Here is a 14,363-nt window from a genome sequence, read left to right as displayed (position 1 = left end):
CCGTGTCTCGTGACCGCCGCCTCATCCGCCGTGGTCCTCGACACGGCCGATCCGCAGGCCGTTCGCACCCGCCCAGGGTGTACAAGGTGGACCAGGAACGCGGAGCCAACGCCGCAGACCGACGGCGGCGACGGGAGCGAGGTCATCGAGGTCTCCGTCGGCGATGCCCGCCATCGGCTGTCGGAGCTTCTCGCTGCGGTGTCCGACGGCGAGTTCGGGTACCTGACCTCGTCGGGGACGGCGGATCGCGGCGCTCATCGGCCCGCCGACGTCGCCGAGGACTACGAGCGCGTCGAAGACGAGTACTGCGCGCGACGGGCTGCGGACGTCGGCAGAGATCCGGCTGATCTCGTCCCATGGGAGGAGGCCGTCGCGGGACTGGAACGCAGATGTCCCGAGGCGCCCGATCCGGAGCGCACCAGCCACAGCCCGACGGTTGACCCGCCGAGGCCGACGGCCCACCGGTGCTCGATACACCGCCCGGTGGGCCGTCTCGTCCCTCCGCTCTGTTGGCGGGCATCAGCTCAGTCCGCGTCGCCCCACCACCAGGGCTACAGCTTCACCGGGTAATGCGGCTCGGGGATGGTCGGGTTGATCCGGTTCTCGATGAAGATGCCGTGCCAGATCATGAACACCAGCAGGGCCCAGATCCGCCTGCTGTGGTCCAGCGTGCCGGCCTTGTGCTCCTCGAGGAGGACCAGCGCGGCATTCTTGTCGATCAGCGCGGCGGTGTCGGAGCGCTGGATGATGTCGCGGGCCCAGCCGTACATCTCGTCCTTGAGCCAGAGCCGCAGCGGCACCGGGAAGCCGAGCTTGCGTCGATTGAGGACGTGGGCGGGGACGACGTCGCGCAGCGCCTGCCGCAGCGCGAACTTGGTTGTCTCCTTGGTGATCTTCTCCGACTGCGGGATCTGCGCGGCGACCTTGAAGACCTCGGTGTCCAGGAACGGCACCCGCAGTTCCAGCGAGTTGGCCATCGTGACCTTGTCCGCCTTGGCCAGGATGTCGCCCCGCAGCCAGGTGAACATGTCCACGTACTGCATCCGCGTGACCGGGTCCCAGCCCTCCGACTCGCGGTAGGCGCGGGCGGTGATGTCGGTGTGCGACACGGCCGGGTCGAAGGTGTTGAGCACTCGGCGGAGCTGGTCGTCCCGGAAGATCCGGGCGTTGCCGTAGTAGCGCTCCTCCAGGGACAGCGCGCCTCGGCGGAGCAGGTCCTTGCCGCGCACGCCCTCGGGGATGCGGGTGGACACCTTGCCCATGATCCGCCGCAGCCCGCCCGGCACCCGGTCGAACGGCGCCAGCGACAGCGGCTCCCGATAGATCGTGTAGCCGCCGAACAGCTCGTCGGCCCCCTCGCCGGAGAGCACCACCTTGACGTGCTGACGTGCCTCGCGAGCGATGAACCACAGCGGCACCAGGGCCGGGTCGGCCACCGGGTCGTCCAGGTACCAGACGATCAGCGGCAGGTGCTCCATCATCTCCTCGGGGGAGACGGTGCGGACGACGTGCTTCACCCCGAGGGCGGCGGCGGACTCGGCGGCCACGTCGACCTCCGAGTAGCCCTGGCGCTCGAACCCGGTGGTGAAGGTGATCAGGTCGGGGTTGTGCTCCTTGGCCAGGGCGGCGATGGCGGTCGAGTCGATGCCGCCGGAGAGGAACGCGCCGACGGTGACGTCGGCCCGCATGTGCTTGGCCACCGAGTCCCGCATGACGTCGGTGATCCCCTGGTACAGCCGCGACTGCTCGGTGGGTCCGGTCACCGGCCTCGGGGTGAACGTCGGGGAGAAGTAGCGCTGCATGACGGGCTGCCCGCCGGGCTCCACGGTGAACGACGTGCCGGACTCGATCCGGCGGATGCCGTGGTGCAGCGTGGCGGGCTCGGGGACGTACTGGAGGGTCAGGTAGTACTGAAGGCCGCTGCGGTTCAGGGCGGGCTGTTGGCCCAGCGTCCCGGACAGGTCGAGCAGGCTCTTCTTCTCGCTGGAGAACGCGACGCCGTGCGGTCCTGCCGCGTAGTAGAGCGGCTTGATGCCGAAGGGATCGCGGCCGCCGAAGATCAGCTGCTTCTCGGAGTCCCAGATCAGGAACGCGAACATTCCTCGCAGGCGGCTGATCATCGACTGGCCGAGGTAGTGATACGCGGCCACGATCGACTCGGTGTCGCCGTCGGTGGTGAACCGGGCGCCGTGGCGCTGCGCCAGCTCGGCGCGCAGTTCGAGATAGTTGTAGATCTCGCCGTTGAAGATGATGGTGTACCGGTCGGGCGACTCCGGCGGACCCCAGGTCAGCGGCTGATGCGAACGCTCGACGTCGATGATCGAGAGTCGGTTGAAGCCGAACACGGCCTCATCCCGCTGCCAGGTCTCCGACTCGTCCGGTCCTCTGTGCCGCTGACAGGTCAGCGCTCTGCCTACGGAGGCGCGAGCCGCCATGGCGTCGTTCTCGGTCGGGCAGACCAGTCCCAATAGGCCACACACGCTACTCGCGCACCTTCCGTCCCTGCTTGTCTTCTCGCCTCCGGATCAGTATGACCCGGCCCGGCCGACGTGCTGTCGACTCACCCCGAAGCGGCCGGTCACAAGTTGCTGGGCTACTCTTCCGCTCGGAATGCGGCGGCACGGCTGAAGTGTCGACCTCGATGGCGTCCCTCGAGATGTCGCCGAGGCGGTGAGCCTGATCAAGGAGGCGTCGAGCAGTGGGCCAGAAGGCAACGCGGCTGGCGAAGCTAGGTGGATCGTTCGGCCTGGTAGCCCTGGCAACCACCGGCTGCTCCGCGAACGATGTGCTTCGGTTCGGCTGGCCGGAGGGAGTCACTCCGCAGGCCGATCAGATGCGGAATCTGTGGACGTGGTCGGTGATCGCGGCGCTGCTGGTCGGCGTCCTGGTCTGGGGCCTGATCCTCTGGTCGGTGGCGTTCCACCGCAAGCGCGGTGAGGAGATGCCGCGCCAGACGCAGTACAACGTTCCGTTGGAGCTGGTGTACACCGTCATCCCGCTGGTGATGGTGACCGTCCTCTTCTACTTCACCGCGACGACGCAGAACTATGTGCTCGCGCAGGAGGAGGAACCCGACGTCACCGTCGAGGTGGTCGCCTTCCAGTGGAACTGGGAGTTCCGTCACCTGGACGAGACGACGCCCGACGGCGACCCGGTGAGCACCCTCGGCAGCAGCGACGAGATCCCCCTGCTGGTGGTCCCGACGGACCAGGTCATCCAGTACGAGGTGCGGTCCAACGACGTGATCCACTCGTTCTTCGTCCCGGAGTTCCACTTCAAGCGCGACACGTTCCCGCACCCGGAGAAGAACAACCAGGACAACGTGTTCCAGAACGTGATCGACGAGCCCGGCGCGTTCGTCGGTCGATGCGCCGAACTGTGCGGCACCTATCACTCGATGATGAACTTCGAGGTACGTGCGCTGCCCGGCGACCTGTACGACGAGTTCATGGGCCTGCGAGTGCAGGACAACCCGGTGACCGGCGACCTGTACACGGCCTCCGAGGCGCTGACCGAGATGGACTGTGGCGAGCTGTGTGCGCCGGAGGCGGTCACGACTCACCCGTTCAACACCGACCGCACCGCACGCGAGGCCAGCACTCGCGAGCAGAACTGATTGCCGCAGGACCCGGTCGGAACGCAGGAGTACTGAGAGTGAGGACTCGATGAAGGTCGAGGCGGGGATCTTCGAGGGCACGGCGGTGTTCGCCTTCGTCGTCGCGGTCGTCTACGGATTCTGGTCGGGGGAGCCGGTCGGCACCGTCGCCCTGGTCCTCACCGGCGGGCTCGCCCTGCTGGTGGGCACCTACTTTCGGTTCGTCTCTCGGCGGATGGAGATGCGTCCGGAGGACGACCCGGAGGCGGAGGTCAGCGACGGCGCAGGCGAGCTCGGCTTCTTCAGCCCCGGCAGCTACTGGCCGTTCGGCCTCGCGGCGGGCTGCGCGCTCACCGGGCTGGCGTTGGCGTTCTTCCACATCTGGATGCTGATCGCCGCCACGATTATCGTGCTCATCACCATCGGCGGCCTGCTCTTCGAGTACCACCGCGCGCCGCAGAGCCACTGACCCGAGAGCGAAGCACTCCTAACGCGGCGTGGCAGGCGCGGTCGGTGATCCTCTTGGGGAGACGGTCCCGGCGCCGCCGCCCGATGTCACGGGAGAAGCCCGTCCCGGTCCTGCCGGGGCGGCTTCTCGCGTCGACGGGCGACGTGTCCGGGCAGCCGGTCGAGCTGTGCGGGCCGGGACGGTGCCTGAGCGGCCCGGAGACGAGCGATGGCGCGGCGCCGGTCTGAGAGCCTGTCTTTGATCCCCACTTTCCTGTTGCGCGGGGCAGGCAGCGGCGAGCTGCGGCGTTGTCGGCAGTCGACATGGCTCCGTCATGCCTCCGTCCTCCGCCTGGCAGCTCATCCACGCTGATCCCCGCTCACGACTCCAGGGGGATCAAGACAGGCTCTGAGATCCGTCCCGATCAGGGGCAGGCGGCGGCACAGACCGGTCTGGCGGTCAGGGGCGGATCGGGCCGAGTCTTCGAGTCGAGGCCGCAAGTCCCTCGACGATCTCGGGAGCGAACAGGCCCCGTGATTCGCCGAATCCGGACCGCCCGCCTCGGGACGGCCCCCTCAGCGACGGCACCGGAGTCCCGCCGATCGAGCCGGCAGGCATCGGCCTGCTCGTGGGTCATCGCAACGGCGGCGGCGACACCTGCGCGACGACGGCTGCGTGACGACGGCCGCCGCGCCGCCCGAGACCGTCGCAGGCAACCGTGGTCAGTCCTGCCGATGCCGGTCTCGCCGAGTCGTCCTCCGTCGGTGTGCCCGCTCGACACGAGGTCGGTTCACACCGAAGACCGGCGAGGCCGAGATCGGCTCGGCGGGGAGTCGTCGGTCAGCCTGCCACGCCGATGCAGGTCGAGAACGACTCCGTCAGCGCGGTTCGAGGCGGCCTCAGCGGGCGAGTTCGTCGCGGATCTCGACGGATCGCGCGGCCCAGCGGTTCAACAGGTCGCCTGCCGCGCCGGAGTCGACGGCCTTGGCGGCTTCGGTCAGCCCGGCGCGAAGCACCTGATCGAGGTCCCCTTCGAAGCCTGCATGGGCGGCCAGCGCACCGGCCGCGTTGAGCAGCACCGCGTCGCGGACCGGGCCGGGTCTGCCCGCCACCAGATCGCGGACGACGGCGGCATTGTGCTCGGCGTCGCCGCCTCGGAGATCCTCGGCGCTCGCCAGGGAGATGCCCAGCACCGTCGGGTCCACCGTCACCTGCCGGACCAGGCCGTCATGCACCACCCAGGCCGTCGAGGTCGTCGTGGTGGTCAGCTCGTCGAGGCCGTCGTCTCCCCGCACCACCAGCACCGACTGGCCGCGATCGGCGAAGACCTGTGCCATCACCGGCGCCATCCGCGCGTCGGCGCAGCCGATGAGACCGCCCTTCGGCCTGCCGGGATTGGTCAGCGGGCCGAGCAGGTTGAAGGCGGTGCGGATGCCGATCTCCCGCCTCGGGCCCGCCGCGCGCGCGTAGGCCGGGTGGAAGACGGGAGCGAAGCAGAAGCCGATCCCCAGCTCGATCACCGAGGACCGCACGCCCGAGGGCGGCAGGTCGATGACGACGCCCAGGGCCTCGAGCACGTCGGCGGTGCCACAGCTGGACGACGACGCCCGGTTGCCGTGCTTGACCACCGGCACACCCGCCGCCGCGACGACCAGGGCGGTCATCGTGGAGATGTTGACGCTGTTGGACCGGTCGCCGCCGGTGCCGACGACGTCCATCGCCCGCACGTCCAGATCGATCAGCCGGGCATGAGCCAGCATGGCCTCGGCCATGCCCCGGATCTCGCTCGGCGTCTCGCCCTTGGCTCGCAGCGCCACCGCGAATCCCGCGATCTGGGCGGCAGTCGCCTGGCCGGTCATCACCTGATTCATGGCCCAGGCGGTGTTCTCGGTGCTCAGATCGTGCCCGGTGACCAGCCGCGTGAGCAGCGCAGGCCAGGTGTGCGGGGTCGGTCCTGCGCCCTCATGCATGCCGAGATCCGTTTCAGCCGTTCGTGACGGGGAGCCTGGTGGACCGCAGCACCTCGGCCACGGTCTCCGCTGCGGCCAGCGGGTCGAGCGGGTGCACGAGCACCGCGTCGGCCTGCGACCAGGTCGCCAGCCATCGGTCGTCCTTGCGGCGGACGACGACGACGACGGGAGGGCAGTCGTCGATCTCGTTCTTGAGCTGGCGTGAGATGCCCATGCCACCGGTCGGCTGCGCTTCGCCGTCGAGGATCAACAGGTCGGCCTGTCCCTCGTCGACGATGGACAGGACGGCGGCGATCCCGTCGGCCTCCAGGTAGCGCACCCGGCCGACGTCGACGGCGGGACGGCGTCCGACGGCCGTCATGATCGCCTCGCGGACCTCAGCGCGGTGGCTGAACACCAGGATGGTCGTGATGCTCGTGCTCATCTGCGCAGAACCCTCCGGCGACATCGGTCGTTCACTGGCCCTGATGCTAGCCGCTGGCCGGGTCACACCTGCAGGGCGTCCCACCCGAGGGCGTCGCCGCCGAGCCGCGCGGCGAGCCCCGCCATCCGAGATCGTGCCTGTGCGCAGTGCAGCGCATCGAGCAGTTGGACCCGCACGGCCTCCAGCGCGACGAGGTCGCCCGGCGCCGCCTGGCTCGCGGGAGCCTCGGCCGTCGATGCCGAGGCGTCCTCGCCCACCGGGTGACCGGCCTGCTCGCGGAGCAGCCAGCCCTCCTCGGCCAGGAGATCGGCCGCCTGAGCCCGCGAGGCGGCAGGCAGCCGCAGATGATGGCGCAGCACCGCCTGCCGCTCGGCGTCCCAGCGCTCGGACCTGGCCAGGGCGGCCGAGTCGGCCTCGGCGGGATCGAAGGCCTCGACCACCACGACCAGCCGGGGATCGTCCACGTCGAGCGGCGGAATCCGCCTGGCCCGCCGCCGCGATCGGAGCCGTTCCCACCACCGGAGCACGCCGTCGAACAGCACCCTCACCTCATCTCTTCCTCGGTGCTCGCCTGCTCGTTCACGGTGATCGCCGCGCCCGAGGAGGACCCGGCACGACATCCGGAGTTCTCGCAAGTAATAATGCGTCGCGTGACAACGGCATCGCCTCCCATCGCCCAGCGGGTGCATTCGCTGAACCGACCGAACATGGTCAGCGTCGGCACGATCGTGTGGTTGTCGAGCGAACTCATGTTCTTCGCCGGCCTCTTCGCGATGTACTTCACGGTGAGGGCGCAGCACGACGGCCCGTGGCCGCCGGAGCCGTCCGAGTTGAACCTCGGATATGCGCTGCCCTTCACGATCATCCTCGTGGCGTCCTCGTGGACCTGCCAGCTCGGTGTGTTCGCTGCGGAGCGGGGCGACGTCTTCGGCCTGCGCCGGTGGTATCTCCTCACCCTGGTGCTCGGCACGATCTTCGTCGCCGGCCAGGCAGGTGAGTACTACACGCTGATGACCGCGCACGACACCACGATCTCGTCCTCGCCCTTCGGCACCGTCTTCTACATGACGACCGGGTTCCACGGCTTGCACGTCATCGGTGGTCTCATCGCGTTCGTGTTCCTGCTCATGCGCACCAAGATGAGTAAGTTCACGCCTGCCCAGGCGACCTCGGCGATCGTCGTGTCCTACTACTGGCACTTCGTCGACATCGTGTGGATCGGGCTGTTCGCCGTCATCTACCTGGTCCCCTGACGCCGATCGACTAGAAGCCGGAACTCGACAGCAAGGGTTGTGCAGCACACATGACCACCACAGACAAGCCGCGGAGCACCTTCCGCTCCAAGCTGCGACGGCGGATCTCGGGCGTGCTGGCGCTGGGTGTGGCACTGGCGGCAGCCGGCGCGCTCTACACCGCCTTCATGCCGAAGCCGCACGTCGCGCAGGCCACCGAGCAGGCCGAACTGGCACGGCAGGGCGAGGAGCTCTACAACAACGCCTGCATCACCTGCCATGGCTCCAACCTGGAGGGTGTGCAGGACCGCGGCCCCAGCCTGATCGGCGTCGGCGAGGCGGCCGTGCACTTCCAGGTCTCCACGGGCCGGATGCCGATGATGCGCCAGGATGCCCAGGCACTGCGCAAGCCCTCCGTGTACGACTCCGGCGAGATCGAGGCGTTGGGGGCCTACATCCAGGCCAACGGCGGCGGTCCCGAGACTCCGGAGGCGCGCGGCGCCGAGCTGCGAGGTGACAACGTCGCGCGCGGTGGCGAGCTGTTCCGGCTCAACTGTGCCTCCTGCCACAACTTCACCGGTCGGGGCGGGGCACTGTCCTCCGGCAAGTTCGCGCCGAACCTCGACGGGGTCAGCGAGGACGAGATCTACACCGCGATGCTCACCGGCCCGCAGAACATGCCGGTCTTCTCCGATCGGCAGCTGACGCCGACGGAGAAGGAGGACATCATCGCCTTCGTCAAGTCCGTCACCGACGGCAACAACAACCCGGGCGGCCTGTCACTCGGCGGGTTCGGTCCCGCCGTCGAGGGTGTCGTCGTCTTCGTGGTCGGGATTGCGGCGCTGGTCGGCGTCTCCCTCTGGATCGGAGCCAAGCAATGAGCGAGCCGAGCAAGGGCGTCCCCAGCGACGCCGAGCTCGCGGAGCTGAGTCGGGAAGAACTCGTTCGCCTCGGCACCGAGCTCGACGACGTCGAGCTCGTCAAGTATCAGGACCGGTTCCCGGTCAAGGGGACGCGCGCCGAGAAGCGCGCCGAACGCCAGGTGGCGGGCTGGTTCCTGCTCGCAGGCCTGTCCGGCCTCGCCTTCCTCGGGCTCTACCTGTTCTGGCCGAACGAGTATCAGAGCCCGTTCGCCGAGGGGCACTTCGTCTACTCGCTGTACACGCCGCTGATCGGGGCCACCCTCGGTCTGTCGGTGCTCGCGATCGGCGTCGGAGTGATCTCCTACGCGAAGAAGTTCGTGCCGGAGGAAGAGGCCGTTCAGCAGCGGCACAACGGCGGCTCCGAGGAGATCGACAAGAAGACGACCGCCGCACTGCTCGCGGACGCGGGCCAGCGCAGCGGCATCGCCCGCCGGTCCATGATCAAGCGGTCGGCAGGTTTCGGCGCGGGTGTCTTCGGCCTCGGCGTCGGCGTCTTCGCCCTGGGCGGTCTGGTCAAGAACCCATGGGCCGAGGGTGAGACGCCGGATTCGCTGTGGCACACCGGCTGGATGCACACGAGCGACAACGAGAAGGTCTACCTTCGTCGCGACACCGGCGACCCCGGCGAGGTCTCGCTGGTTCGTCCCGAGGACATCCAGGCGGGCGGCTTCGAGACGGTCTTCCCGTTCCGAGAGTCCGAGCGCGGCGACCACGACGCGCTGTACTACGCGCTGCGTCGTTCCGACAACCCCGTGATGCTCATCCGGCTTCGTCCCGGATCGGAGCCGGTCAAGCGCAAGGGGCAGGAAGACTTCAACTACGGCGACTACTACGCCTACTCGAAGATCTGCACCCACCTCGGCTGCCCGACCTCGCTGTTCGAGCAGCAGACGGGTCGCCTGCTCTGTCCGTGCCACCAGTCGCAGTTCGACGTGGTGAACACCTACGCCAAGCCCGTCTTCGGTCCGGCGACCCGCTCGCTGCCGCAGCTGCCGATCGACATCGACGAGGACGGCTTCCTGGTGGCGCGCAGCGACTTCATCGAGGCCGTGGGCCCTGGCTTCTGGGAGCGTAAGTCATGAGCTCGATCACCACGCCGACGAAGCCCAAGAGCATCGGGGTGCGTGCGGCGGCAGGGGCGGCGACCTGGGCCGACGATCGTTTTCACATGTCCAGGGGCATCCGCAAGCAGCTCAACAAGGTCTTCCCGACGCACTGGTCCTTCATGCTCGGCGAGATCGCGTTGTACAGCTTCATCGTGCTGCTGCTCACCGGCACGTACCTCGCGTTGTTCTTCGACCCGTCGATGGCGCACGTCGAGTACCAGGGCAGCCTGGAGAACATGCGGGGCATCGAGATGTCCCGCGCCTATGCCTCGACACTGGACATCTCCTTCGAGGTCCGAGGCGGCCTGTTCGCCCGTCAGGTGCACCACTGGGCCGCGCTGCTGTTCATGGCCGCGATCGTGGTCCACATGCTGCGGGTGTTCTTCACCGGTGCGTTCCGCAAGCCGCGTGAGGTCAACTGGGTCATCGGCATCCTGCTCTTCATCATGGGCTTCTTCGAGGGCCTGACCGGCTACTCGCTGCCCGACGACCTGCTCTCGGGCACGGGCCTGCGGATCGTCTCCGGCATCACGATGTCGATCCCGGTGATCGGCACCTGGGCCAACTGGGCGATCTTCGGCGGGGAGTATCCGGGAACCGAGATCATCCCTCGGTTCTACACGCTGCACATCCTGCTGCTGCCCGGCCTGATCCTCGGTCTGATCGCGGTCCACCTCGGACTGGTCTGGTACCAGAAGCACACGCAGTTCCCCGGCGTCGGTCGCAAGGAGACCAACGTCGTCGGCGTGCGGATCATGCCGGTGTTCGCCCTCAAGGCGGGCGGCTTCTTCGCCGTCGTCGCCGGTGTGCTGGCGATCATGGGCGGCATCTTCCAGATCAACGCGATCTGGAACATCGGCCCGTACAACGCCTCGCAGATCAGCGCGGGCTCGCAGCCGGACTGGTACGTGATCTGGCTGGACGGCATGACCAGGATCTGGCCGTCCTGGGAGTTGTATCTGGGCAATTATCTGGTGCCTGCCGCGTTCTTCCCTGCCGTGCTCGGCATGGGGCTGATCTTCACGCTCGCCGGTGCCTATCCGTGGATCGAGAAGGCCTTCACCAAGGACGACGCGTACCACAACCTGTTGCAGCGGCCCCGCGACGTTCCGGTGCGCACCAGCCTCGGCGCGATGGCGCTGGCCTTCTTCGGGGTCCTGATGTTCACCGGCGCCAACGACATCATCGCGGAGCAGTTCGACATCTCGTTGAACGCGATGACCTGGGTCGGCAGACTCGGCGTGCTGTTCTTCCCGCCGATCGCGTACTACATCACCTACCGGATCTGCATCGGGTTGCAACGGGCCGACCGCGAGGTGCTGGAGCACGGCATCGAGACCGGCATCATCAAGCGGCTGCCGCACGGCGAGTTCATCGAGGTCCACCAGCCGCTGGGCCAGGTGGACGAGCACGGCCACCCGGTGCCGCTGGACTACCAGGGCGCTGCCGTTCCCAAGCGGATGAACGAGCTCGGGGCGGCGGGCAGCCCGGTGCGCGGCAGCCTGCTCACCCCCGACCCGGCCGAGGAGACGGCGGCGGTGACGAAGGCCGAGAGCGAAGACAGGCATCTGCTCGGCCCGGCCGAATCGGACGACTCCGCCGCGCGCGGTGTCGAGCCGAAGGGCGAGGACGGCGACACGCCGGAGCAGCCGCGCGGCTGACGCGACGCCTGACTACGACGACAGGGCCCGGAACCGACCGACTGGTTCCGGGCCCTGTCTCGTGTCACGGTGCGGGTGGTCGGAGCGGCCCGTGTCCGGCCTGTCGACCAGCGACGTCCCCGCAGCTGCGGGCGGCCGTCGGTCGCGGCGCCCGGTGGAGCGGCTGCCGACAGGCTCCGCCCGCTGCGGCTCAGCCCGCGTCGTCCGAGCCGATCGAGAAGGACTCCTCGGCGTCGCGGCGGGAGTAGGAGCGGAACGCGATGTGGGTGTCCGTGTTGAGCACGCCGTCGACCTTGCCGATGCGGCCGGGGATCAGTGCCGCGAGGTCGGCGTGTTCGGCGACCCGGACGAGGACGACGAGATCGACCTCGCCGGAGCAGGAGTACACCTCGTCCACGCCGTCGATGTCGGCGATCTCCTGGGCGGCTTCAGGAATGCGGTCGGCGACGGCGTTGACGAGCACGAACGCGGTGATCACGAAAGGAACCTCCCGAAGTCCGGCGGAAACTGTGGCGATGGTAGTCGAGCGGCGCCGCAGGCGATCGGGGCGCGGCTCCCAGGACGAGATCACGGTGGGCAGTCGGCGCGCGGGCCGGGGCGGCTGGTCAGTCCGCCGCTGCGTAACCGGCCCGACCTGCGTCGGCCTTGGCCACCCACTGCTGCCAGCGGCCCGCACCGCCCGCGGGCTCGGCCCACGGCACGTCGGAGTCCACGAGTCGAGTGCCGCCGGTCGTGAGCCAGCGGCGGATCACGATCACCTCGTCGGCCGTCGCGCCCCGCAGCGGGCCAGGCTCCGGCAGTACGGTCTCGGCGCTCGCGCGCAGCATCCCGACCACCGGCATCGGTGCGACCCCGCGTCGAGCGGTGCCCGCCGAGGCCAGCCTGCCGTACCGGATGACGGCGAGATGCCAGCCGCCCGCGCCGTCGGGCCGCGCCGCCACGAGTTCGCCGACCGAGGCCAGGGCGGCGAGCCGCTGACCTCGGTCCAGGGCCCGCACCAGGGTGGCCAGTCGGTCCCGATGTCGTGCCGCGTCCTCGAAGCGCTGCTGTTCGGCCAGCTCGCCCAGCCGGTCGTCGAGCCGTTCCAGCACCGCGGCCCGTGCACCCGCGAACAGTTCCGCGACCTCGATCACGGCCGGTGCGTAGTCCTCGATGCTCTGTCGTCCGGCGCAGGGCGCGGCGCAGCGGCCGATCTCGGCGAGAGTGCACGGTCTGCCTCGTTGGTCGCGCGCCGGAATCCGCTCGGCGCACCGTCGCACCGCGCTGCCCTCGTGCAGCGTCTCCACCGTGTCCTCGGCCGCCCGCCGGGTGCGAAACGGGCCCATGGCGCCGTCACGGGCCCGCCGGACGACCGACAGCCGGGGGAAGGCCTCGTCGGTCAACACGATCCACCACGCGCGATGTGGGGTGGTGGAACGGCGGTTGTAGCGCGGGCGGTGCGCGGCGAGCAGCCGCAGTTCCCGTACCTCCGCCTCCAGCGAGTGGGCGCACTCGACGGCATCGACGCGCTCGGCGATCCCCACCATCTCGCGGACACGCGCCCGCGTCTCGCCCGCGGTGAAGTACTGCCGGACTCGACGTCGCAGGTCGACGGCGGTGCCCACGTACAGCACCTCCTCGCGGGGACCCCGGAACAGGTAGACACCGGGGGCGTGCGGCAGGTCGGCCGCGAGCTGCCGCTTGCGGCGCTGTGCGGTGCTCACCTCCGGCAGATAGCCGAGCAGCTCCTCGAGCGACTGGACGCCGACGGGTCCGACTCGTTCGAGCAGTCCGTGCAGGACGTCGACGGTGGCGCGGGCATCGGTCAGCGCCCGGTGGCTGGGCGTGGTCGGGGAACGGAACAGCCGGGCGAGACTGGCGAGCTTGACGTTGGGCGCCTCGTCCCTGCGCAGCACCCGGCGGGCGAGCCGGACCGTACACAGCACGGTGGGCTTGGGCCAGGGATGGCCGAGTTCTTCCGCTGCCGCGCGCAGGAATCCGACGTCGAAGGGGGCGTTGTGGGCGACGAGCACGCAGCCTGCGGCGAACTCGAGGAAGGCGGGCAGGACGGACTCGATGCGGGGTGCCTCGGTCACCATCGCGTCGGTGATGCCCGTCAGCGACATGATCATCGGCGGAATGCCCCGGCCCGGGTTGACCAGGGTGGCGAACTCGCCGATCACCTGACCGCCTCGGACCTTCACGGCGCCGATCTCGGTGATGGCGTCGCCCCGACTGCTGCCGCCGGTGGTCTCCAGGTCCACTACGACGAACGTGACGGCACGCAGCGGCGTGCCGAGTTCGTCGAAGGTGAGCTGAAGCTCCGGGGGCCCTGCCACGTCGGTCATCGCGGGCAGGCTAACCGGGGGGCCGGACACCGATGTCTCGTGTGGCCGGTCGCCGTCGGCTCGCGCGGTCGCCGTCATCACTCCTTCGGCGCACTCGCGGGGCGGGCTGGGACGGGGTCGCAGGCGTGATCGTCGCCTGGATGCGCAACGCAGCAGGTCGCCGCGCCGATGCAGCCGTAGCAGGAAAACGAGGACGCCGGGCAGGCTCTAACCTGACGAGATGCCGAAGTTGAGTTCACCGGCCGGTTCGGACGAGCCGGGTTCCGGCGTCGGGTCCCCGCGACAGGGCGACTCGGCGGCCGACGACGGCGCCGAACTCCCCGACCGCGCGGAGCCTGCCGAACCGCCGGGATCGGCAGACCACGCCGAGTCGGTCGACGCCTCGGGCGGCGACGTGCCCACCGGCGACGGCCCGGCTCGTGACGAGGCCGTCGCCGACGAGCCCGGCGGACGGCGAGAGTCGTCCTCAGCGGACGGGCCCGTGCTCACGGCCGGGACCGAGGAGTCCGCCCGCTCCGCCGGACCGTCGAGGGCCGTCGAGTACGACGAGTTCGGCCTGACGGTCGCGTCGGACCGGGCGCAGGAACCCGGCCCGGTGGGGGGAGACGAACCGACGGACGTGCCCGACGACGGCGAGCGCGTCGAGCCCTGGGCATCGGCGACGGCGGAGGTCCGGT

Annotated in this window: 13 protein-coding genes; 7 read left to right on the top strand and 6 right to left on the bottom strand. The window is 69.3% G+C overall.

Annotated features, from left to right (window positions below; translation table 11 throughout):
* Positions 1-9 precede the first annotated feature (9 nt).
* Entirely contained in the window at positions 10-570 is a 561-nt protein-coding gene (locus UA75_RS33450; protein WP_157434437.1) for a hypothetical protein, read from the top strand.
* Here UA75_RS33450 and asnB read toward each other — a convergent pair.
* Entirely contained in the window at positions 552-2,480 is a 1,929-nt protein-coding gene (asnB, locus tag UA75_RS25660) for an asparagine synthase (glutamine-hydrolyzing) (protein WP_075742439.1), read from the bottom strand. The two genes, UA75_RS33450 and asnB, sit on opposite strands and share 19 nt — an antisense overlap.
* Before the next feature lie 218 nt (positions 2,481-2,698).
* Between asnB and coxB the strand changes: the two genes are divergently transcribed.
* Together coxB and UA75_RS25650 are read left to right on the top strand one after the other, a co-directional pair.
* Positions 2,699-3,616, top strand: coding sequence for a cytochrome c oxidase subunit II (gene coxB, locus UA75_RS25655; protein ID WP_075742438.1), 918 nt, complete (start codon positions 2,699-2,701; stop codon positions 3,614-3,616).
* Positions 3,617-3,665: 49 nt separating this feature from the next.
* Positions 3,666-4,064 (top strand): cytochrome c oxidase subunit 4, encoded by a 399-nt coding sequence (locus tag UA75_RS25650; RefSeq protein ID WP_075742437.1) that lies wholly within the window; start codon positions 3,666-3,668, stop codon positions 4,062-4,064.
* 878 nt (positions 4,065-4,942) lie between these two features.
* Here UA75_RS25650 and trpD read toward each other — a convergent pair.
* The 3 genes from trpD to UA75_RS25635 all read right to left on the bottom strand — a co-directional run bounded on the left by trpD (position 4,943) and on the right by UA75_RS25635 (position 6,985).
* Positions 4,943-6,013, bottom strand: a complete 1,071-nt coding sequence (gene trpD / locus UA75_RS25645) for an anthranilate phosphoribosyltransferase (protein WP_075742436.1) — start codon at positions 6,011-6,013, stop codon at positions 4,943-4,945.
* A gap of 13 nt (positions 6,014-6,026) precedes the next feature.
* Positions 6,027-6,437 (bottom strand): hypothetical protein, encoded by a 411-nt coding sequence (locus UA75_RS25640; protein ID WP_075744211.1) that lies wholly within the window; start codon positions 6,435-6,437, stop codon positions 6,027-6,029.
* A 62-nt stretch (positions 6,438-6,499) separates the two neighbouring features.
* Entirely contained in the window at positions 6,500-6,985 is a 486-nt protein-coding gene (locus tag UA75_RS25635; RefSeq protein WP_404799950.1) for a hypothetical protein, read from the bottom strand.
* A 93-nt stretch (positions 6,986-7,078) separates the two neighbouring features.
* Here UA75_RS25635 and UA75_RS25630 point away from each other — a divergent pair, with 93 nt between their 5' ends.
* From UA75_RS25630 to UA75_RS25615, 4 genes are read left to right on the top strand one after another with little or no spacing between them, the layout of a single operon-like run.
* Positions 7,079-7,690, top strand: coding sequence for a heme-copper oxidase subunit III (locus UA75_RS25630; RefSeq protein ID WP_075744209.1), 612 nt, complete (start codon positions 7,079-7,081; stop codon positions 7,688-7,690).
* A gap of 50 nt (positions 7,691-7,740) precedes the next feature.
* Positions 7,741-8,550 carry a c-type cytochrome gene (locus UA75_RS25625; protein ID WP_075742435.1) on the top strand — a complete coding sequence of 270 codons (810 nt, stop codon included), beginning with the start codon at positions 7,741-7,743 and terminating at the stop codon, positions 8,548-8,550.
* On the top strand, positions 8,547-9,674 hold the full coding sequence (locus tag UA75_RS25620) for a ubiquinol-cytochrome c reductase iron-sulfur subunit (protein WP_075742434.1): 1,128 nt from the start codon (positions 8,547-8,549) through the stop codon (positions 9,672-9,674). The genes UA75_RS25625 and UA75_RS25620 overlap by 4 nt, the downstream gene beginning before the upstream one ends.
* Positions 9,671-11,359, top strand: a complete 1,689-nt coding sequence (locus tag UA75_RS25615; RefSeq protein WP_083690907.1) for a cytochrome b — start codon at positions 9,671-9,673, stop codon at positions 11,357-11,359. Before UA75_RS25620 ends, UA75_RS25615 begins: the two co-directional genes overlap by 4 nt.
* A gap of 190 nt (positions 11,360-11,549) precedes the next feature.
* Here the strand turns inward: UA75_RS25615 and UA75_RS25605 are convergent, their stop codons facing one another.
* Entirely contained in the window at positions 11,550-11,837 is a 288-nt protein-coding gene (locus UA75_RS25605) for an Lrp/AsnC family transcriptional regulator (RefSeq protein WP_075742432.1), read from the bottom strand.
* 127 nt (positions 11,838-11,964) lie between these two features.
* Positions 11,965-13,686: a DEDD exonuclease domain-containing protein gene (locus UA75_RS25600; protein ID WP_075744208.1), complete on the bottom strand. Its 1,722-nt coding sequence runs from the start codon at positions 13,684-13,686 to the stop codon at positions 11,965-11,967.
* Between the last annotated feature and the right edge of the window lie 677 nt (positions 13,687-14,363).

Origin of the sequence: Actinoalloteichus sp. GBA129-24 (genome assembly GCF_001941645.1) — a bacterium.
Taxonomy (GTDB): Bacteria; Actinomycetota; Actinomycetes; order Mycobacteriales; family Pseudonocardiaceae; genus Actinoalloteichus_A; species Actinoalloteichus_A fjordicus.
This window is presented reverse-complemented; position numbering and strand designations above follow the sequence as displayed.